The sequence below is a fragment of the uncultured Maribacter sp. genome, assembly GCF_963974015.1.
Taxonomy (GTDB): domain Bacteria; phylum Bacteroidota; class Bacteroidia; order Flavobacteriales; family Flavobacteriaceae; genus Maribacter.
On the sequence record NZ_CAXBBZ010000006.1, the window covers coordinates 1 to 21,164 of the forward strand.

Here is a 21,164-nt window from a genome sequence, read left to right on the forward strand (position 1 = left end):
TCTTTCTACTTTTTTATTTCTTTCTACGTTCTATTATATACTTATTGGTGCTCTTTGTCTTAGAACGAGTTCTGAATCCTTTAGCAGGTATTCCGTTTCTCGATCTTGGATGACCCCCTGAAGCTCTACCTTCACCACCACCCATTGGGTGATCGACAGGGTTCATTGCAACCGGTCTAGTTCTTGGTCTTCTACCCAACCATCTACTTCTACCAGCTTTACCAGAAACCAATAATTGATGGTCCGAGTTAGATACAGCACCTATTGTTGCCATACAACCAGAAAGAATTAATCTAGTTTCACCAGATGGCATTTTAACAGTAACAAACTTACCATCCTTCGCCATAAGTTGAGCAAAAGTACCTGCACTTCTTGCCATTACGGCACCTTGACCAGGTCTTAACTCAATACATGATATAATTGTACCTAAAGGTATCTCTCTTAACGGTAATGCGTTTCCAATTTCTGGAGCTACCGAATCACCAGAAGAGATCTGCTGATCAACTTGCAATCCGTTTTGAGCGACAACATATCGCTTCTCACCATCAGCATACTCTAAAAGAGCAATAAAAGCTGTTCTGTTTGGATCATACTCAATAGACTTTACAGAAGCAAGCACACCTTGCTTATCCCTCTTAAAATCTATTACACGATACCTTCTCTTATGACCTCCACCTTTTTGGCGAATTGTCATTTTTCCTTGACTGTTTCTACCTCCGGACTTTTTTAACGGAGCAAGCAAGCTCTTCTCCGGCTTATCAGCAGTAATGGCGTCAAATCCATTTACTACTCTAAAACGCTGTCCTGGAGTGATTGGTTTTAATTTTCTAACTGACATTTCTTGTCTTTATAGATTACTGTAAAAATCGATAATATCACCTTCCACAACATCAACAATTGCTTTTTTAATAGCATTTGTTTTACCATGCTGAACACCAGTTTTTGTATATCTGGATTTTCTGGTGGGTCCGTAATTCATAGTACGAACCTTCTTTACTGAAACACCATAAGTAGCTTCAATTGCATCTTTAATTTGCAATTTATTTGCCTTAGGGTTAACTACGAAACCATAACGGTTATTTAACTCGCTATCAGCAGTCATCTTCTCCGTTATAATTGGCTTTATCAACACACTCATGATATTATTGTTTATTTAAATTCGATTCGATTCCTTCTAAAGAGCTTTCCAACAACACAACACTATTAGCATTAAGAATTTTATAAGTACTTAATTCTGAGTTGGTTATAACTTCTGAACCTTTAAAATTACGCGAAGACAAATATACACCTTTATTTGAATCACCCAACACTATTAAAGATTTTTTGTTTTCAAGACCTAAAGTCCTTAAAACCTGAATAAAATCTTTTGTTTTCGGAGTGTCAAAATCAAAGTCCTCAACTACTAAAATTGCATTTTCTTTAGACTTTAAAGACAAGGCTGATTTTCTTGCCAAACGCTTTAAATTCTTATTCAATTTTTGAGTATAATCCTTAGGTCTAGGTCCAAATATTCTACCACCACCTCTAAATATTGGCGATTTAATACTACCAGCTCTTGCTGTACCTGTACCTTTTTGTTTTTTAATCTTCCTAGTACTTCCTGCAATTTCGGCTCTTTCCTTTGCCTTATGCGTTCCTTGTCTTTGGTGTGCCAAATATTGCTTAACATCCAAATAAACTGCGTGATCGTTAGGCTCTATAGCGAAAACATCATCAGAAAGGTTTGCCTTTCTACCTGTGTCTTTTCCTTTAATATCTAAAACTGCTATTTTCATTACATCCACCTTTGTATAGTTACATAAGCATTCTTATGGCCCGGAACACAACCTTTTACAACTAAAAGATTCTTTTCTGGAACTACTTTTAAAACTTTTAGGTTTTGAACCGTAACACGATCCGTACCCATTCTACCGGCCATTTTCATTCCTTTAAAAACTCTTGCAGGATATGACGCAGCACCTATAGAACCTGGGGCCCTAAGTCTGTTATGCTGACCATGTGTCGCTTGACCAACACCAGCAAAACCGTGACGCTTTACAACACCTTGAAAACCTTTACCCTTAGATGTACCAATAACATCTACGAATTCGCCTTCAACAAAAACGTCAACACCTACTGTGTCACCTAATTTAAAATCACCTTCAAAATCTTGGAACTCAACGACTTTTTTCTTAGGAGAAGCACCTGCTTTTTTAAAATGGCCTAACTCAGCCTTATTAGCACGACTTTCTGCCTTGTCATCGAAACCAAGCTGAAGCGCACTATACCCGTCAACCTCTTCGGTTCTGACTTGGGTAACTACACATGGCCCAGCTTCTATTACGGTACATGGAATATTCTTTCCATTCTCGTCAAAAATACTAGTCATGCCTATTTTCTTTCCTATTAACCCAGACATACTTATTTATATTAATTATTACTTATTAAATTCTTTACAAAAAAATAGGGTCAAAATAATTTAACCCTAAATTATTTTTTCCATTTTTCCTTCGCACGCAGCTTAGGACATGTAGCCTAACCCATAATCGGGATAGGCAGCAAATTTACACCTTAATCTCTACTTCTACACCACTTGGAAGCTCTAACTTCATAAGTGCATCAATAGTTTTTGATGAAGAACTATAAATATCCAATAATCTCTTATAAGAACTTAATTGGAACTGCTCTCTAGACTTTTTGTTCACGTGCGGTGAACGCAAAACGGTGAATATTTTTTTATGCGTTGGTAAGGGAATAGGTCCTGTTACTACAGCACCGGTAGTCTTTACCGTTTTTACAATCTTCTCAGCAGATTTATCTACCAAATTGTGATCGTAAGATTTTAGTTTTATTCTAATTTTCTGACTCATGTCCTAAATTTATGCTGTTATTCCTTTTGCTGCTTTGATTACTTCTTCTGAAATGTTAGAAGGAGTTTCTGCATAATGTGAAAATTCCATTGTTGAAGTTGCACGACCCGAAGATAAAGTTCTAAGCGAAGTAACATATCCGAACATTTCAGATAATGGAACAGTACCCTTTACAACTTTGGCACCAGCTCTATCACTCATATCGCCGATAGCTCCTCTACGTCTATTTAAATCCCCAACAATATCACCCATATTTTCCTCAGGGGTAATAACCTCTAACTTCATTATTGGCTCCATTATTACAGCACCTGCAGCTTTACCCGCAGCCTTGTAACCCATTTTTGCTGCCAACTCGAAAGAAAGTGCATCAGAATCCACAGCGTGGAAAGACCCATCCTTAAGTACAACTTTCATTGTATCCATTTCATAACCGGCCAAAGGTCCATTCTGCATTGCAGCCTGAAATCCTTTTTCCACAGATGGTATAAATTCTTTTGGAATACGACCACCTTTTATCTGATCTACGAATTGAAGTCCTTCTCCTTCGAAATCCTCATCAGCAGGACCCATTTCAAATACAATATCACCAAATTTACCACGTCCACCAGATTGCTTCTTATAAGTTTCTCTATGTGAAGCTGTTTTAGTCAATGCTTCTTTGTATTCAACTTGAGGCTCACCTTGATTAACCTCTACCTTAAATTCTCTTCTTAAACGATCCACAATAATATCCAAGTGCAACTCGCCCATTCCAGAAATAATCGTCTGACCTGAAGCTTCATCGGTTTTCACTTGAAAAGTTGGATCTTCTTCTGCCAATTTAGATAAAGCCATTCCTAACTTATCTACATCAGCTTTAGTTTTAGGCTCAACAGCGATACCAATAACAGGTTCTGGGAAATTCATACTTTCCAAAACAATTGGGTGCTTTTCATCAGACATGGTATCACCAGTCTTTATATCCTTAAAACCTACTGCCGCTCCAATATCCCCTGCTTCGATAAAATCGATAGCATTTTGCTTATTGGAGTGCATTTGATATATACGTGAAATACGTTCTTTTTTTCCAGAACGATTATTCAATATATATGAACCCGCATCTAAACGACCAGAATATGTTCTAAAAAAGGCCAACCTACCAACAAATGGATCAGTAGCAATTTTAAAGGCTAAAGCCGCAAATGGCTCCTTTACACTTGGCTTACGTCTTTCAACAGCACCTGTATCAGGGTTTGTACCTTCAATAGCCTCCTTATCCATAGGAGATGGAAGATATCTACAAACTGCATCCAATAAAAACTGAACACCTTTATTTTTAAATGAAGAACCACAAATCATTGGAATGATTGCACGATCCATTACAGCAGCTCTTAAAGCAGCATGCACTTCTTCTTCAGAGATAGAATCTTCATCTTCGAAGAATTTCTCCATCAATTGCTCATCATACTCTGCAACAGCTTCGATTAAGGCAGCTCTATACTCCTTAACCTCTGCTTTCATATCCTCAGGAATATCGATAACATCAAAAGTGGCACCAAAGCCTTCTTCATGCCATACAATAGCTCTGTTTTTTGCTAAATCAACTATACCTCTAAAATCGGACTCATCACCGATAGGAAGTACAATTGGAACTGCATTTGAACCTAACATTTCCTTAACTTGCTTACAAACCATAAGGAAATTAGAACCTTGACGGTCCATTTTGTTCACAAATCCAATTCTTGGAACCTTATAGTTGTCAGCCAATCTCCAGTTGGTCTCAGATTGTGGTTCAACACCATCAACAGCACTAAACAAAAAGACCAAACCATCCAACACACGCAAAGAACGATTCACCTCTACAGTAAAATCTACGTGTCCCGGGGTATCAATAATATTAAAATGATACGGCTTTGTCTCATCGGTCATCTCTCCGTTTTTCATTGGAAAGTTCCACTCACATGTAGTAGCTGCAGAAGTAATAGTAATACCTCTCTCCTGCTCTTGCTCCATCCAATCCATGGTAGCAGCGCCATCATGAACCTCACCTATCTTATGACTTACACCCGTATAAAAAAGTATACGCTCCGTAGTCGTAGTTTTACCAGCATCAATATGCGCAGCAATACCTATATTTCTTGTAAATTTTAAATCTCTTGCCATTTTATTCTAGAATCTAAAGTGCGAGAATGCTTTGTTTGCCTCAGCCATCTTGTGCGTATCGACTCTTTTCTTTACCGCTGCGCCTTCTTCTTTTGCAGCTGCCAATATCTCTCCTGCTAATTTTTGAGACATCCCTTTTTCATTACGCTTTCTTGCATAACTAATCAACCACTTCATAGCAGTCGATATTTTTCTGTCCGGTCTAATTTGCATCGGTATCTGGAACGTTGCCCCACCAACTCTTCTACTTCTTACTTCAACATGCGGCATTACATTACTCAATGCATCCTTCCACAACTCTAAAGCTGTTTTCTCATCATCGGTTTTTTTAGCATCCACGATGTCTATTGCATCATAAAAAACGCTAAACGCAACTGATTTTTTACCATCCCACATCATCATGTTGACGAAACGCGTCACCAATTGATCATGAAATCTCGGATCCGGTAAAAGTGGTCTTTTCTTTGCCTGTCTTTTTCTCATTACTTCCTTTTAAACAAGTTTAATTAATTCTTAGGGCGTTTCGCACCATATTTAGATCTACGTTGTGTTCTACCGGCCACACCTGCTGTGTCCAATGCACCACGTACAATATGATACCTAACTCCTGGTAAATCTTTAACTCTTCCGCCTCTTACTAATACTATCGAGTGCTCTTGCAAATTGTGACCCTCACCAGGTATGTAAGCATTTACCTCCTTACCATTGGTCAACCTAACCCTTGCTACTTTTCTCATAGCTGAATTTGGTTTCTTTGGCGTGGTAGTATAAACACGTGTACAAACACCTCTTCTCTGAGGACACGAATCCAAAGCAGCCGATTTACTCTTCTTAGTAATCGTCTCTCTTCCTATTCGTACTAATTGTGATATTGTTGGCATACTATAATAATATATAAAAATTACCCCTACTTTAAGGGTCGGCAAATGTAGTGATATTTTACAATAATTCAAACCCCGATCAATTTATTTTTATTTTTTTTAAATAAGCCAAATTATTTATTTTCAAAACAGTTGGCCTAACCTATATATATCCTATCTATTTATCAATCAGAAATCACCTTATTCATAATACCTATAAAAACCTAAATCTTTTGTCACCTTTCTGATTAATTATGAATTTCACAATAAATCATATGTTATATTATTTACCCTTAAATGCAGATGCTGTTTAATCTGTAACTCACAATTTTATAACAACTTCTTAAAGTTTTATTAAAATTCTCTTGCATTATTAACTCTTTATTATGAAGTTTGTAGCTAGCTAATTCAAATAATTTAAAAATGAGAACAAAACTAAATGGATTGTTAACGCTACTATTGGCGTTAGTTGTGCATATTTCTTTTGCACAACAAAAAACGGTATCCGGTACGGTTACTGATCAAGGAGGGCTTCCTTTGCCCGGGGTTAACATCGTAGTTGAAGGTACCACTACGGGTACACAAACCGATTTCGATGGTAATTTTTCAATTATGGCCTCTCAAGGGCAAACATTACTTATCACCTATATTGGTCAGAAAGCAGTTCGCCAAACGGTAGGCGCTGGTAGTACGATTAATGTACAGATGGAGGAAGACGCTCAAGCTTTGGAAGAAGTAGTTGTTACTGCCCAGGGTATTAAAAGAGAGAAAAAATCTCTTGGTTACGCAGTTTCTTCCGTTGGTGAAGAAGATTTAGAGCAAAGAGCTGAAGGTGACGTTGGTAGAGTACTAAACGGTAAAGCTTCTGGTGTATTAATTAATGCTGCCAGTGGTGTTTCAGGTTCTGCTACGAACATTATTATTCGTGGTTTTACTTCTATCTCAGGTTCTAACCAACCTTTATTCATTGTAGATGGTGTTCCTTTTAGTTCTGACACGAACAATCAAGGTGATGCTATTGATGGTAACGTTGGTTCGAGTAGATTTTTGGATCTAGATCCAAACAACATTGCCAATGTGAATGTACTTAAAGGTTTGGCTGCGGCTAACTTATATGGTTCGCAAGGTAGAAACGGTGTGATTTTAATTACTACTAAGGCAGGTGCATCTGGTTCAGTTAAGAAAAAATCTGAAATCACAGTTAGTTCTTCCCTTTTCTACAACGAAATTTCAACTTTACCTGATTACCAAAACCAATACGGTAATGGTTTTGACCAGGCATACGGTGAGTTTTTCAGCAACTGGGGTCCTGATTTCAACGTTCCAAACCCAAACAGTTTTGGAGCCAAGTGGAGAGGAACAACTGCCGATGGCACTATTTTAATCAAACATCCATATTCTAATAATGCTGGTGTAAGCGCCGCTTTTCCAGAATATCAAGGTCAGACTTACGAGTATAAGCCTTATAATGGTGTTAAGGATTTCTTCCGTGTAGGAACGGTTACCAACAATTCTGTAAACGCTTCAGGAAGTTCTGATGATGGAAAAATATCATATAACGCAAGTGTTGGTAATTTAAGAGACGAAGGGTTTACACCAGGAAACAAATTACAAAGAACAACTTTTAGTGTTGGTGGTAAAGCTGAGTTAAGCAATAGATTTACCGTTAACGGTACAATGAACTTTACCAAAAGTGACGTTAAATCTCCACCAATTGCTGCAAGTACCGGTAACGGATCTTTTGGTGATGGAGCTTCTGTTTTTGGTCATTTATTCTTTACTCCTAGAAGTGTTGACTTAATGGGTCTTCCTTATCAAAGCCCTATCGATGGTAGAAGTGTTTATTATAGAGGTGGTAACGATATTCAAAACCCAAGATGGACCGCAGAAAATGCTTTCGCAGATCAGATAACGAATAGAGTTTTCGGTAGTACACAGTTTACTTATAAAATAAATGACAATATCAATGCTTTCTGGAGAACAGGTTTAGATTTCTATACAGAACGTAATGAAATAGGTCAAAACAAAGGTGGTGCTGAAGGGTATATACAAGGTAGATACCAAACGTACGATAACAAAAATACTATTTGGGATCATACGGCACAGATTAACGGAATGTGGCAATTGTCTGAAAAATTAGACGTGAACGTTAACTTAGGTGGTACTTCTAGAAGAAGAGAATTTTCACGACAAGGGGTTACCAGTGATCAACAGTCTATTTTCAATGTATTCAGACATTACAATTTCGCAACACAATCTCCAGTCCAATTTGATGAAATTCAAAATATCGTGGGTATATACGCTCAAACAGAATTTGGGTATGACAATTTCGCCTATTTAACGTTAGCAGGAAGAAATGACTGGGTATCGAATTTTATCGATAACTCAATCTTCTATCCTTCTGCAAGTTTATCTATTTTGCCAACGGCCCTTATTGATGGGTTACAATCGCAAAACGGACTTAACTTCTTGAAGTTAAGAGCTGGTTACGGTACTTCTGCAGGTTTCACCGGTGGTTATCCTGTTGCAAATACAGCAACGTTAGATACAAGAGAATTCTTAAAAGATGGTACATTGGTTTCTTCAATTACTGTTGATGATGAATTGGCTAATCCAGCTCTTTCACCAGAATTATTGCAAGAGCTTGAATTTGGTTTAGAAACTCGTTTTCTCAATAACAGAGTGTCTTTAGATTTATCTGTCTATAAGAAAACAACTACCGATTTAATTTCTGAACAACCTTTGGATCCTTCGACAGGATACACTACAACGGTTACCAACATTGGTGAGGTTCAAGTACAAGGTATAGAAGCAGATTTAGGAGTTACTTTATTCCGTAATGATAACCCAGGTGGTTTTAACTGGAATGTGAACGCCAACTTTACTGCTGATGAATCTACGGTTATTGATTTAGGTCAAGACACAGATAACATTAACATTGGAGGTTTATTCTCTGATCTTTCTAACTTTGCAGTACCAAATAGACCTTTCGGTATCATTATGGGTAGTAGAGTCTTAAGAGATGATAACGGTAACAAGGTTGTAGCCAGTACCGGTGATTATGTAGAAGAAAATGGATTGTTCGAAATCGGTGATCCTAATGCAGACTGGAGACTGAACGTAAGTAACGGTTTCAATTTCAAAAACTTCTCATTCAACTTTGATATTTCTTACAGACATGGTGGTGATGTGTATGCAAATACTATTTCTGCTTTAGTAGGTAGAGGTTTAACTACGGATACGGAAGATCGTGTCTCTACGTTTATTTTACCTGGTGTTAAAACCGATGGTTCTGTAAATGACATTCAAATTAACAACTCTGATTATTACTTTACAAACGTAGCGTTCGGCCCTAGTGAATTACAAGTTTACGATGGTAGCACACTTCGTTTAAGAGAAATGAGATTAGGGTATAATGTACCATCTAAAGCACTTGACAAAACGCCATTTGGATCATTAAGCTTTACCGTTAGCGGTCAAAACTTATGGTTTAAAGGAATCAATGTTCCTGACGGTGTTAATTTTGATCCTGAAAATCTTGGAGTTGGTGTAGGTAATGCACTAGGGTTTGATTTTATCAACAGTCCAGGTTCTAGAAGATACGGTATGTCTGTAAAAGCAACATTTTAAAAAAAAAGAAAATGAAAATAATTATTAAAAACCTAGTTCTAACACTTTTCTCCGCGGGGCTTATCCTTTCGTGTGAGACTACTGAACTTAATATTACGTCTGACCCAAATGCGGTTAGTCCTGAACAAGCTACGCCAGATTTCTATCTGAATCGCGTACAAGAAGAGTTCGCTCGATTTAACGATGCCTTTGGTACCAATGGATCTGAAGTAACCCGAATAGAACAAATGGGAACTCGCCTTTATCAACAGGCTTATTCACCTGCTTCACAAGATGCAGAATGGAGATTTGCTTATTCTTCAATGCTAACCGATATTAACGCCATGAATGATTTAGCAACAGAAGCTAACTTCAAACGTCATATTGGTATGGGGCAAGTAATGAAAGCATTCACAATAGTTACGTTGGTTGATTTTTATGGTGATGTACCCTATTCTGATGCCAGTACAGGTATTGAAAACTTAAACCCAACTGCTGATGGTGGTGCATCAATTTATGCTGCAGCATTAGATTTATTGACTGCTGCCAGTGCAAATTTCACTACTACAGATAATGCAGCGGATCCAGAAAATGATTACTATTATGATGGTGATTGGGACAATTGGGCAAAATTAGCTAACTCGTTGAAGTTAAAGATCTATGCTCAAACTAGATTAGTTGATGCAGGAGCCGCAAGTGCTTTTAATGCAATTATAACTGGTGGTAACTTTATTACATCTGTAGATGAGGATTTTCAATTTACTTGGGGAACCAATGTAGTAAATCCTGATTCTAGACATCCTAATTATATTGACAACTATACTCCTCAAGGATCTAATGATTATATGAGCAATTGGTTGATGAATTATATGGATAATTCTAAAGCTAGTAGCGATCCAAGAATTAGATACTATTATTACAGACAAGCTGCAACAACACCAGGCGCATCTGACTCTGATGGTCCTAACCAACAGAATCTTTCTTGTAGTGTAGAGCCTGTACCTGCACATTATCTTGCAGCAGGAACTACCTTCTGCTACCTTCCAAATGGATATTGGGGTAGAGATCACGGTGATGATGATGGTACTCCTCCAGATGGTCAATTGAAAACAACCTATGGGGTTTACCCTGCAGGTGGTGAGTTTGATGACAGCACCTTTGCATCAGTTGATTTAGGTACTGGAGCTGGTGGAGCTGGTATCATGCCAATATTCTTAGCTCAAACTGTCGATTTCCTAAGAGCAGAAATGGCTTATGCTAGTGGCAACGCAGCTGGCGCTAAAACATTCTTGCTTAACGGTATTCAAAAATCAATGGATAAAACATTAGCTTTTGGCGAATTAGATGGCGGTGCAGATTTATCACTTGCTCCAACAGATGATGATGTTGCTGACTATATTGATGAAGTTGATGCACTTTACGAGGCTGCAGTTGGTGATGAAAAGCTTAACTTGATCGCTAAGGAATTCTTCGTTGCGTTATATGGAAATGGGATCGATGCTTATAACTTCTACAGAAGAACAGGTTATCCTAGTGATTTACAACCTGACCTTGAACCAAATCCGGGTGCTTTTATTAGATCATTCCTTTATCCAGCAGTTTATGCGAATAACAACAATACGGTTACTCAAAAGACTTCTGTGACCGAAAAAGTTTTCTGGGACAACAACCCTGATGCTGGTTTTCCATTATCAAATTAAAAAAAGAAAAGATGAAAAGATATATTAAGAACATAATGATACTTTCGCTAGTAACCACAGGATTCTTAGCCTGTGAGTCTAGCAACAAGACAATTGATGATGTCTTCGCTGAAGTAACTCGTGGGGCTGTTTTTAGAGCAACTACACCTGGAACGGAGATAGCTGCACAGGAATTCAGTTTTTCTGATCCTTCTGCAAGTATCACAACTGCTTTTGAAGTTGAAGATAATGCACAAGGTGCTAACTTGCAAGATGTAGAAGTTTACGCTTCTTTTAATAGCGCTACAGCAGGCACAAGTACAGCCGAATCGTTGGTTACAACCTTTCCTGCTTCATCCTTCACTACTAATGCTGACGGTTTACCTAGTATTTCAGCCACATTCACATTAGGTGAATTAGCTGCTGCTACTGGTTTATCGGCTAGTGATTACACCGGTGGGGATAGTTTTACCATTAGATATGTTTTGAACTTAACTGATGGAAGATCTTTCTCAAGCAATAATTTGAATAGTACAGTATCAGGTGGGTCTTATTTTAGATCACCTTTTAAATATACTATTCCTTTAGTTTGCCCTCCAATTCCTCCAACTGCGGGAACTTGGGTTGTAAACATGGAAGATACTTACGGTGATGGATGGCAAACATCTGACACCACTGCAGGCGATGGTATCACTATTACTTTAAATGATGGTACTGTTTTCGAGGTTGGCCTTTGTTCGCCTTATGGACCATCTGCCTATGACTGTACTCCTGGTAATGTTGGATCTGCAACTGTAGAAATTCCTGCTGGAACTACAACTGCTGATTGGTTCTTCCCTGGAGATGCATATGGTGAAATCATATTTGAAATCGTAACACCTAATGGTAATGTTGCCGCTAGTGGTTCTCCTGGAACTGCTGCAGGACCAATTGCTATTGATTTCTGTGTTGATTAAACCTAATATTTAGAAATTACAAAAAGGGTGTAAACTATGTTTACACCCTTTTTTCATTTTGGGTATATACAATTCAATACCTTTTATTATATTGAGGATACGGAGTTTTACGTTTGTTAAATACCTAAATAAAAAAATCAATTATAAATCAGCATATGTATTTTCAATACCAACACCTATTTCAAAAAAAATCAATATGGCACTTTCTAATTGCTCTCATAGTAGTACTCCTCTTCTCATGCAAGGACCGTCTAGAAAACAAAGATGATGCTCCTGTTATTTCCAATAAACCAACAACAAAGATTACACCCAAAAAAAAAGAACTCAATGGTGGCCTATATTTCCCGAAAGGATTTCATGCTACAGTAGTTGTAGATAGCATTGGTCCATCAAGACATATTGCAGTAAATACCAATGGTGACATTTATGCAAAATTGAGAGAGCCTAACGGTACTAAAGGAAATATGGCCTTACGCGATACAACAGGGAATGGAGCTGCCGATATTATTCAACGATTTGGAGAGTACCCTAATGATGGTACTTTTGCGACTGAAATGCGTATTCATAATGGGTATCTATATTTTAGTTCTGAACAGGTCATTTATAGACAAAAACTAACTCCTAACCAATTAATACCAGAAGGTAAGCCTGAAGTAGTTTTAACCGACTATTTTCCAAAAAGATGGCATAATGCTAAATCTTTGGCCTTCGATAAAAAAGGTAACATGTTTGTGACATTTAGCGCACCGACCAACGCTTGCGAAGACCCTAATTCGGTTGGTCAAATAAAAGGAATGAATCCTTGTCCAGGGCTAGAAGTACTGGGAAGTATTTGGAAATTTGACGAAAATAAATTAAACCAATCACAACAAGATGGCGAACTTTACGCCACTGGTGTTCGAAGCATGGTAGCCATTTCATGGAATGAAATGGACAACAGCCTGTATGGACTTCAACACGGTCGCGATTATCTACATAACCATGCCCCTCAATATTTTAGTAAGTGGGATCAAGCTGTATTACCGGCCGAAGAATTTATGAAAATTGAAGAAGGTGATAATTTTGGTTGGCCATACAGTTACTATGATCACTTTAAAAACAAAAAATTAATAGCGCCTGAATATGGGGGTGATGGCAAAAAGGAAGCAAAAGATTACAAGAATCCCATTATGGGTCTTCCTGCCCATTTCGCGCCTAATGACCTATTGTTCTATAAAGGCGATGCATTTCCTGAAAGATATAAAAACGGAGCATTTATTGCATTTCATGGCTCTATGAATAGAACCCCTTACCCACAAGCAGGCTATATTGTAGCCTTTATTCCTTTTAGCAACGGCAAACCAACAGGTACATGGGAAGTTTTTGCTGATGGTTTTGCAGGGGTCGATACAATAATTTCCATGCCAGACGCAAAATACAGACCAATGGGCTTGGCAGAAGGTGCTGACGGATCACTTTATATTTCAGAATCGAAACAAGGCAAAATTTGGCGTGTACAATTTAATGGGGATAAAGAAACATTCGGAACTGAACAACTTTCAGAAATGGAAAGTAGAAAATCAAAATCTTACCTAAAAACACCAAAGAAACTGAAAAACAATTTAAATAAAACTTAAATTTAATAAAGGTTTACCGTGATGGGTTATTCTTTTATTCAATATATATTTAGCGAATTAATTTTAATGTTTAAAAATTGTAAACACTTATGGTACAATTAAAATTTTCAAATACAAAAAACGCTATACTTTGTGTATGGATATTTATATTATCATCATGTTCTACAAATAATACCACAATAACTGACATACCCGAAGAAGAAATTGAGACTGAAGCACCAACTGGCGAAGCGGAAATTGAAGAAACGCTGTCAGAATCTTCAACCACAACTATTGGCGAATTGGGAACCGTTACTTTTTATAACGAAGAACAAATCGAAGACCATTATATTCTCGTAAATGATGCAGCAGCTAATAGTGTATATTTAATGGATAAAAATGCGGACTTGGTATACGAATGGCCATTAGGTGATCGTATAATAGGTAATGATGTTATTTTACTAAATGACGGCACATTGTTAGCTTCACTTGAATCAGACAATCCAGATTTTCAATTTGGAGGACAAGGTGGCATAATACAAATCATAGATAAAAATGGGAAAGCTTTATGGAATTTCAACTATTCTAATACAGAACATAGATCTCATCATGACGTGGAGCTTTTACCAAATGGCAATGTGTTAGCTATTGCATGGGAGAAAATGGTCAAAGACGAAGCAATTGCAAATGGCTCAAAGCTAGGTACCGATATCTTTCCAGAATCAATTATAGAGATTGACCCTATTACAAGTACTATTGTTTGGGAATGGCACGCTAAAGATCATTTGATTCAAGATTTTGATGAATCCAAATTAAATTTTGGAAGCATCGAAGAAAATCCACAATTAATAAATTTAAATTATGTTGATGCAGATGGAGGCAATATTATGCACGCCAATGGAATAGGTTACGACGAATTAAATAACTTAATTTATTTAAGTGTCAATTATTATAGTGAAGTTTGGGTTATAGACCATTCTACAAGTACCGTAGATGCCGCTTTACATTCAGGCGGAAACTTTGATAGAGGTGGCGATTTACTTTACAGATTTGGTAACCCCTCTACTCAAAACGACGGGACAACCCAACGTCTCTTTATAAACAATCATTATCCTAACCTGTTTGAACCAGGAAAAATGTTGATTTATACCAATGGAGGAGATCTTGAACAATCTACTGTATACGAACTAAAACTGCCTACAGCACTAAACCAAAAGAGTATACCCCAAATTACACAGCCAGAAATTATATGGAGTTTTACCGATCCTGAATTGTATGCGCCTAAAGTTTCTGGCGCAGTTCGCTTACCTAGTGGCAATACATTAATTACTGAAGGTGATTTTGGATTATGGGAAGTAACTCAACAAGGTGAAGTTGTTTGGAAATTTTCTGCCCCAGGATTCTTTTGGAGAGCATACCATTATGCTAAGGACGATCCAGCAATTTTAGCTCTCGATCTTTAATTGACATATAAATGACCTGAAAAAATTACACATGATAAATTAGTTTTTAATACATAAGATTTGCAACAGCTCAACAATAGTTGAGCTGTTTTTATTTACCTTTGACCCATGCAAAAAACCACTCAGATTTATGGCTTAAGAGCCATTATAGAAGCTGTAAATTCAAATGAGGAGATAGACAAGGTATTTCTACAAAAAGGTCTTAAAGGAGACCTTATGAAAGAATTGGAGGGTTTATTACGTAGTAATGAAATCAACATGGTGTATGTACCTGTTGAAAAATTAAATCGCTTAACAAAAAGCAACCACCAAGGTGCTGTTGCCAACATCTCTCCCATTTCATTTCATACATTAGAAGAACTTGTTGAAAAGGCTAACGAAAAAGAAGGTCCTAGCCTATTCTTACTTTTAGACCAACTTTCCGATGTTCGTAATTTCGGTGCTATTATCAGAACGGCCGAATGTACCGGTGTTGATGGCATTATTGTTCAAAAGAAGGGTGCCGCCCCTGTAACGGCCGATACTATAAAAACATCTGCCGGTGCAGCATATAGAGTACCTATTGCAAAAGTAGACCATTTAAAAGATGCCGTTTTTTACTTACAGGCCTCAGGTATTAAAATAGTTTCTGCCACAGAAAAAACAGATGATTCCGTTTATGATGTTCCTTTTACCGATTCTATTGCAATTGTCATGGGAGCTGAAGACCGAGGCATTACACCTTCTATTTTGAAAGCTTCCGATTATCGTGCAAAGTTGCCTTTGTTAGGTGAAATCGAGTCATTGAATGTATCTGTAGCTTGTGCAGTATTTTTATACGAAGCTGTACGTCAACGTATGTAAAACATTATTCTTTCTCATTAATTTGATCACTAGATCTGTAGATATAATTTACCTTAAAATTATCATCTTCGGACACTTCCTCTATAATAGGCAGTTCTCTGAAATTTCCTTTATCATCAAAATGTTTTAAGAACAAATCATCTTCTTCCTTAAAATCATCTTTCTCCCAATCATATTTTTTAGGTTTTGGAATGGTAGCCTTTATTACTCTTGCTAAAAATAATCCGGTAAGAAAGCCGGCAAGGTGTCCTTCCCATGAAATTCCTTCCTCAACAGGAAATATATACCATAGCAAACTTCCATAGATAAAAACCACAATTAAAGAAAGTGCAATAAGTCTATAGTAAGAACTAAAAATACCCTTGAAAAATATAAAGCTTGCTAGCACATAAATAAGTCCGCTTGCACCGATATGATACGAAGTACGGCCAATTAACCACGTTAGAAGACCAGATATTATAATTCCATAAAGTACTATTTTCCAAGCCACATCCTTATAAAAATACCATAATGCAGTAAGTAGAATCCCTAGCGGAATCGTATTATTATATAAATGCTCTAGTGACCCATGTATGAACGGACTTAAAATCACCCCTTTAAGACCTGATAGTGTTCTAGGCATTACACCCATTTCATTGAAATTTACTCCCAAAGCCAATTCTACCCAATACACTGCCCAAATAATAATCATGGCAATTAGCGGAATTGCCAAGACTTTATTTGAAAATTTAAAATGTCCAATTTCTGACATGAGCTTTCTTTTGAATTGATTTTACAATTATGTAACCAAATTATTGAACTTGGTCAAATTGTCACACAACCTTTTGCAAAGTTATCGATTGACTAACTTAGAATTATCTTCTCTTTTAAGATTATCATACTTTTGTACTATGAATGAACCTTTAGCCGAACGTGTACGCCCTAAAACACTAGATGAATATATAAGTCAACACCATTTAGTAGGTGAAAAAGGCTCGTTAACACATCAAATTAAAAAAGGAATAATTCCTTCACTCATTCTTTGGGGACCTCCTGGAACTGGTAAAACTACGTTGGCCAACATTATAGCCGAAGAAAGCAAGCGGCCATTTTATGTGCTTAGCGCTATCAATAGCGGTGTTAAAGATATTCGTGAAGTTATTGATAAGGCAAAGCAGGCCGGTGGCTTATTTACTTCTAAAAACCCTATACTATTTATTGATGAGATACACCGGTTCAGTAAATCGCAACAAGATTCGTTATTAGCCGCTGTGGAAAAAGGTTGGGTAACTTTAATTGGTGCAACTACAGAAAATCCGAGTTTTGAAGTTATACCCGCATTGTTATCTCGTTGCCAGGTTTATGTTTTAAATGCTTTTGGAAAAGAAGATTTAGAAAATCTAATTACCAGGGCGATGGAAAAAGACCATTTTCTGAAAACTAAAAATATTGAACTTAAAGAAACCGAAGCCTTGCTTCGGTTATCTGGAGGTGATGGTAGAAAATTGCTGAATATATTTGAGCTTGTGGTCAACTCTGAAGAAGGTAATGATGTTATTATAACCAATGAGCTAGTACTCTCTAAAGTTCAAAAAAACACAGTTCTGTATGACAAAACAGGTGAACAACATTATGATATTATATCAGCTTTTATTAAATCTATACGTGGCAGTGATCCCAATGGTGCCGTGTATTGGTTAGCAAGAATGATAGAAGGTGGAGAAGATGTAAAATTTATTGCACGTAGAATGCTTATATCGGCCTCTGAAGATATAGGTTTAGCAAACCCTACGGCATTGGTTATGGCAAATACCACTTTTCAAGCAGTGACTACTATCGGTTACCCTGAAGCACGTATCGTTCTTAGCCAGTGTGCTATTTATTTAGCAACTTCTGCCAAAAGCAATGCAAGTTATATGGCTATAGGTAAGGCACAGCAGGCTGTAAAACAGTCAGGTAACTTACCTGTACCGTTACCCTTACGAAATGCGCCGACAAAATTAATGAAAGACTTAGGATACGGACAAGAATATAAATACGCCCACGATTTTAAAAACAACTTTGTAGATGCAGAATTTTTACCCGACGAACTTTCGGGTACTACTTTTTATAAACCCGGAAGTAATCCACGTGAAAAAGCGCTAAGCGATTTCTTAAAGAACAGATGGAAAGAGAAGTATGATTTTTAGAATTTTATATTCAATTCTTCTTGAACCAATTTATCATTCTCATAATACTCAAAAATCCAGCTACCTTCTTTCTGAAATACGATTCCGTTTTTTGTATCGGTTTTGCCTATAAATATATTATCGACCGAGCTTTTTAGTAAATTCATTCTTACTTTAGGCGTACTATCAACTAATTGAAAGCCAACATTGGTTGCTTGGGCATACCAAATATCGTCAACGTTCAACTTTTTTAATGCTACTTTCTTAAAAGATGTTGTCTCTTTTTTATCTTTTTTAATGTTAGAATCCACTGGTGAATTATCTTTGTAATATTGAGTTATCTCTGTAGCTTCTTCAGAAACAATTTTTGAATCACCACCTTTTTCTTCCACTTTTGTCGACTCTATACTACTCATTTCATCAACGTTATCCTCATCAAGTTTTTTAACATCATTTCTAAAACTAACCGTAACAGCTTCGTTCTTCTCACTCTTACCATTATAAGCATAATCAGTACCATTAAAAGAACGCATAGCCTCTCTTATTGACTCGGTATAGGCCGCCTTATATTGTTTTTCTTTACTAGTCCCTTGCATTGAAGTAAAAACGGCATTATCATTACAATCTTTTAATACTATGATAGTCTTTGTTGTGAACAAACTACTATCATCTTGTAAATCAACCAATAGCCCTAAACACCTATTCGTATTTAAATCGCTAGGTAAGGCATCATCATAAACGACATTGAACCCTTTTCCATTAAAAAGATATTTTATTAATGTACTCGTTTGAAACTCGTTGGTTTCTTTAAATGAATTGAACTTTTTAGGAACGATAATATATTTATAATCATTTAAATTGGATTGAGCATAAGCGGAATAACCAATACAAACAAATAGTAATGCGATGATAGTTTTCAAAACTTCTATAATTTTAAATTCGAGGTAATATATGAAAAAAGCATGCCAAAAAAATAAAATCGAGTGAAGAAGGTAGACTACTTATTGCGTCCCCATGATATAATATTCATTCCTAGCTGAAATGAAGCATAATTTGTTGCAGCTATATTCTTATATGAAAGCAAATTATCTGCCATTACGTAAAAGTTAACAGGACCTGCCTGTAAATTCATACCTAGACCCACATTCGTGTAACTGAATTTATCTGCCGTATACGTTCCTTTTAACGCTAAAAAATTACCAAACCTACGGGTATAAAAACCGGTAAGAGCAATTTGCGGACCTCTTGGTCTATTAATCATGTATAACTGACCACCGATTGAATTTCTATACTTTGTACGAAGTTCAACGGCACCAGAAGATCCTGCGGTGCAATCACAATCAATTTGACCACCTCCATTATTTACAGGCTCTCCAAAATCATTTCTAATAGATGCATAGAGTTTAGTTGGCCTAAATGTGACATAACTATCAGTGTCGGTTTCAAAGGGAATTAAACCTTCAACCTCATCTACTAAATCTTGCCAAAAATCTCTATTCAAATTAGCGAAATTTTCTAAAATATCAATCTCTATTCCTTCAACGGTTGCTTTTCCGTTTAGACTATAACTTTGAGCATCGTTACCATGATGTATAAAACCTAAATCTAGGACACTACCCGTTATAGTCGTTCTTTCGCTTAAGTGATATGTAAAACCAACATCGATACCCAAACCTAAATCACCTCCGAAAAAAGCTCTTTTCACAAATTGCCCTGCAGCCGTATCTGAATCACTTGCCTCATCTAACGATTGAAATCCAGAAGTACGCAACATTAAATCAGCATCTAATGTTGTTGCTATTCGATTATTTTGTCCTTGCGTATTTACCAAATAACCTTTATTCGACGTAGAGCTATAATCTACAATACCAGAATAAAGTTTTCCTCTAGCGCCTATCGTTAAATTTCTGTCTACCTTTTTATTAATTCCAAAATGAAACACATTTACCATAGAACCTCTAGAATTCAAGTCGCCAAGGTCAAATTCTCTATTCAATTGGTCTGCATTACCATCAAAGATTAAATAGGCATAATCTTGCGGCCAAAAAGTTATGTTGTCTATTTCAAAATAACCTCCGAAGGAATAAAATACACTAGGGTCATTACTTCTAAACCCTCCATTAAAATATTCTATTTGTACGGTAGTGCTAAATTCATCACGTGGTTTTAAAACATTTAATGCCCTTTCTCGCACTTTTATATTAATGTCAACACCATCTTCTGCGAAAATATCATTTACAGATATTCCATTGGCACCCACGTAGCCAGAAACTCCTGATAATAGTGGTACACCAGCGTACCATTTAAAATCCGTTTCCACACCAGGGTTTAATATTAACGACTGAGGAATCTCATTAAAATCATAGAGTATTTGCTTATTCTGGGCAAAAACACCCATGGTAAGCATTACACTACCAAGTAGTAAATAATGGGTTAACCTCATTTTAATTCTAATGTGAATTTAGCACTAGAACGAAGCACAATGGCGGGATTCGCAAGATTTGAAGTACTACTGCCATCTCCTAAATTAGTGGCAACCAATCTTATTTTTGAAGTATTTTTAATGATATCAAGACTTTTACCGGTAGGGCCATAAGCAACATTTCTTACTAGCGTAGAAGTAGGCGCTGCGTCCATTCTGAATTCTTCAGTATCTAAAATATTTTCATTTTCATCTAGAAATTCAAGACTTATTTCTATCGGCTTGCTTGTTGTATTTTCAAGCTCATAACTGAGCACACCTGAAAGTACCCTTTCTGCAAACAAAGGTTCTTCAAAAGCATCGAAATTAAAATCTTGAGTAAAAAAACTGAGTCCCGAAACCCTATTTATTAAACTTTCTTGAGCCTTAACATAGAAAACACTTGTCTCATAAGTAGGTGTAATTTCTAAATTATCTAGCTGGTCGAAATCTTGTTGTTCAGAACAAGCTGTAACCAACAGAAAGCCAAAAATTACAGTTACTAAAATTCGAAAGCCTTTCATTTATATTTATAGATTATACATTATAGGGGGTAACCC

Annotated in this window: 19 protein-coding genes; 7 read left to right on the forward strand and 12 right to left on the reverse strand. The window is 36.7% G+C overall.

Annotation, left to right across the window (positions count from 1 at the left end; all coding sequences use genetic code 11):
* Positions 1-13: 13 nt before the first annotated feature.
* The 8 genes from rplB to rpsL form a co-directional block, all read right to left on the reverse strand.
* A complete protein-coding gene (gene rplB / locus AACZ41_RS10520; RefSeq protein WP_339628408.1) occupies positions 14-838 on the reverse strand; it encodes a 50S ribosomal protein L2 in 825 nt (274 codons plus the stop codon).
* 9 nt (positions 839-847) lie between these two features.
* Positions 848-1,138 (reverse strand): 50S ribosomal protein L23, encoded by a 291-nt coding sequence (rplW, locus tag AACZ41_RS10525; RefSeq protein WP_091621968.1) that lies wholly within the window; start codon positions 1,136-1,138, stop codon positions 848-850.
* 4 nt (positions 1,139-1,142) lie between these two features.
* Positions 1,143-1,775, reverse strand: a complete 633-nt coding sequence (rplD, locus tag AACZ41_RS10530) for a 50S ribosomal protein L4 (protein WP_091621966.1) — start codon at positions 1,773-1,775, stop codon at positions 1,143-1,145.
* A complete protein-coding gene (gene rplC / locus AACZ41_RS10535; RefSeq protein WP_079510385.1) occupies positions 1,775-2,398 on the reverse strand; it encodes a 50S ribosomal protein L3 in 624 nt (207 codons plus the stop codon). Before rplC ends, rplD begins: the two co-directional genes overlap by 1 nt.
* Before the next feature lie 145 nt (positions 2,399-2,543).
* On the reverse strand, positions 2,544-2,849 hold the full coding sequence (rpsJ, locus tag AACZ41_RS10540; RefSeq protein WP_007094989.1) for a 30S ribosomal protein S10: 306 nt from the start codon (positions 2,847-2,849) through the stop codon (positions 2,544-2,546).
* A gap of 9 nt (positions 2,850-2,858) precedes the next feature.
* A complete protein-coding gene (gene fusA / locus AACZ41_RS10545; protein WP_339628409.1) occupies positions 2,859-4,991 on the reverse strand; it encodes an elongation factor G in 2,133 nt (710 codons plus the stop codon).
* A gap of 6 nt (positions 4,992-4,997) precedes the next feature.
* A complete protein-coding gene (gene rpsG / locus AACZ41_RS10550; protein WP_339628410.1) occupies positions 4,998-5,474 on the reverse strand; it encodes a 30S ribosomal protein S7 in 477 nt (158 codons plus the stop codon).
* Between the two features lie 23 nt (positions 5,475-5,497).
* Positions 5,498-5,872 carry a 30S ribosomal protein S12 gene (gene rpsL, locus AACZ41_RS10555; RefSeq protein WP_027064832.1) on the reverse strand — a complete coding sequence of 125 codons (375 nt, stop codon included), beginning with the start codon at positions 5,870-5,872 and terminating at the stop codon, positions 5,498-5,500.
* 402 nt (positions 5,873-6,274) lie between these two features.
* Between rpsL and AACZ41_RS10560 the strand changes: the two genes are divergently transcribed.
* From AACZ41_RS10560 to rlmB, 6 genes are all read left to right on the forward strand, one after another.
* Entirely contained in the window at positions 6,275-9,481 is a 3,207-nt protein-coding gene (locus AACZ41_RS10560; RefSeq protein WP_339628411.1) for a SusC/RagA family TonB-linked outer membrane protein, read from the forward strand.
* Positions 9,482-9,492: 11 nt separating this feature from the next.
* The gene (locus AACZ41_RS10565) at positions 9,493-11,160 is read left to right on the forward strand and encodes a SusD/RagB family nutrient-binding outer membrane lipoprotein (RefSeq protein WP_339628412.1); all 1,668 of its coding nucleotides are present in this window, start codon (positions 9,493-9,495) and stop codon (positions 11,158-11,160) included.
* 11 nt (positions 11,161-11,171) lie between these two features.
* Entirely contained in the window at positions 11,172-12,095 is a 924-nt protein-coding gene (locus AACZ41_RS10570) for a hypothetical protein (protein WP_339628413.1), read from the forward strand.
* A 155-nt stretch (positions 12,096-12,250) separates the two neighbouring features.
* The gene (locus AACZ41_RS10575; RefSeq protein WP_339628414.1) at positions 12,251-13,711 is read left to right on the forward strand and encodes a PQQ-dependent sugar dehydrogenase; all 1,461 of its coding nucleotides are present in this window, start codon (positions 12,251-12,253) and stop codon (positions 13,709-13,711) included.
* Positions 13,712-13,800: 89 nt separating this feature from the next.
* Positions 13,801-15,153, forward strand: a complete 1,353-nt coding sequence (locus AACZ41_RS10580; protein WP_339628415.1) for an aryl-sulfate sulfotransferase — start codon at positions 13,801-13,803, stop codon at positions 15,151-15,153.
* Positions 15,154-15,261: 108 nt separating this feature from the next.
* The gene (rlmB, locus tag AACZ41_RS10585) at positions 15,262-15,996 is read left to right on the forward strand and encodes a 23S rRNA (guanosine(2251)-2'-O)-methyltransferase RlmB (protein WP_339628416.1); all 735 of its coding nucleotides are present in this window, start codon (positions 15,262-15,264) and stop codon (positions 15,994-15,996) included.
* 4 nt (positions 15,997-16,000) lie between these two features.
* Here the strand turns inward: rlmB and AACZ41_RS10590 are convergent, their stop codons facing one another.
* Positions 16,001-16,747, reverse strand: a complete 747-nt coding sequence (locus AACZ41_RS10590) for a rhomboid family intramembrane serine protease (RefSeq protein ID WP_339628417.1) — start codon at positions 16,745-16,747, stop codon at positions 16,001-16,003.
* Positions 16,748-16,886: 139 nt separating this feature from the next.
* On the opposite strand from AACZ41_RS10590, the gene AACZ41_RS10595 reads away from it, so the two are divergent.
* Positions 16,887-18,164 (forward strand): replication-associated recombination protein A, encoded by a 1,278-nt coding sequence (locus tag AACZ41_RS10595; RefSeq protein ID WP_339628418.1) that lies wholly within the window; start codon positions 16,887-16,889, stop codon positions 18,162-18,164.
* Here the strand turns inward: AACZ41_RS10595 and AACZ41_RS10600 are convergent.
* The 3 genes from AACZ41_RS10600 to AACZ41_RS10610 all read right to left on the reverse strand — a co-directional run bounded on the left by AACZ41_RS10600 (position 18,161) and on the right by AACZ41_RS10610 (position 21,128).
* Positions 18,161-19,063, reverse strand: a complete 903-nt coding sequence (locus tag AACZ41_RS10600) for a hypothetical protein (protein ID WP_339628419.1) — start codon at positions 19,061-19,063, stop codon at positions 18,161-18,163. The genes AACZ41_RS10595 and AACZ41_RS10600 overlap by 4 nt on opposite strands.
* Before the next feature lie 77 nt (positions 19,064-19,140).
* Positions 19,141-20,586 (reverse strand): DUF5723 family protein, encoded by a 1,446-nt coding sequence (locus AACZ41_RS10605; protein WP_339628420.1) that lies wholly within the window; start codon positions 20,584-20,586, stop codon positions 19,141-19,143.
* The gene (locus AACZ41_RS10610; RefSeq protein ID WP_339628421.1) at positions 20,583-21,128 is read right to left on the reverse strand and encodes a hypothetical protein; all 546 of its coding nucleotides are present in this window, start codon (positions 21,126-21,128) and stop codon (positions 20,583-20,585) included. The genes AACZ41_RS10605 and AACZ41_RS10610 overlap by 4 nt, the downstream gene beginning before the upstream one ends.
* Positions 21,129-21,164 lie beyond the last annotated feature (36 nt).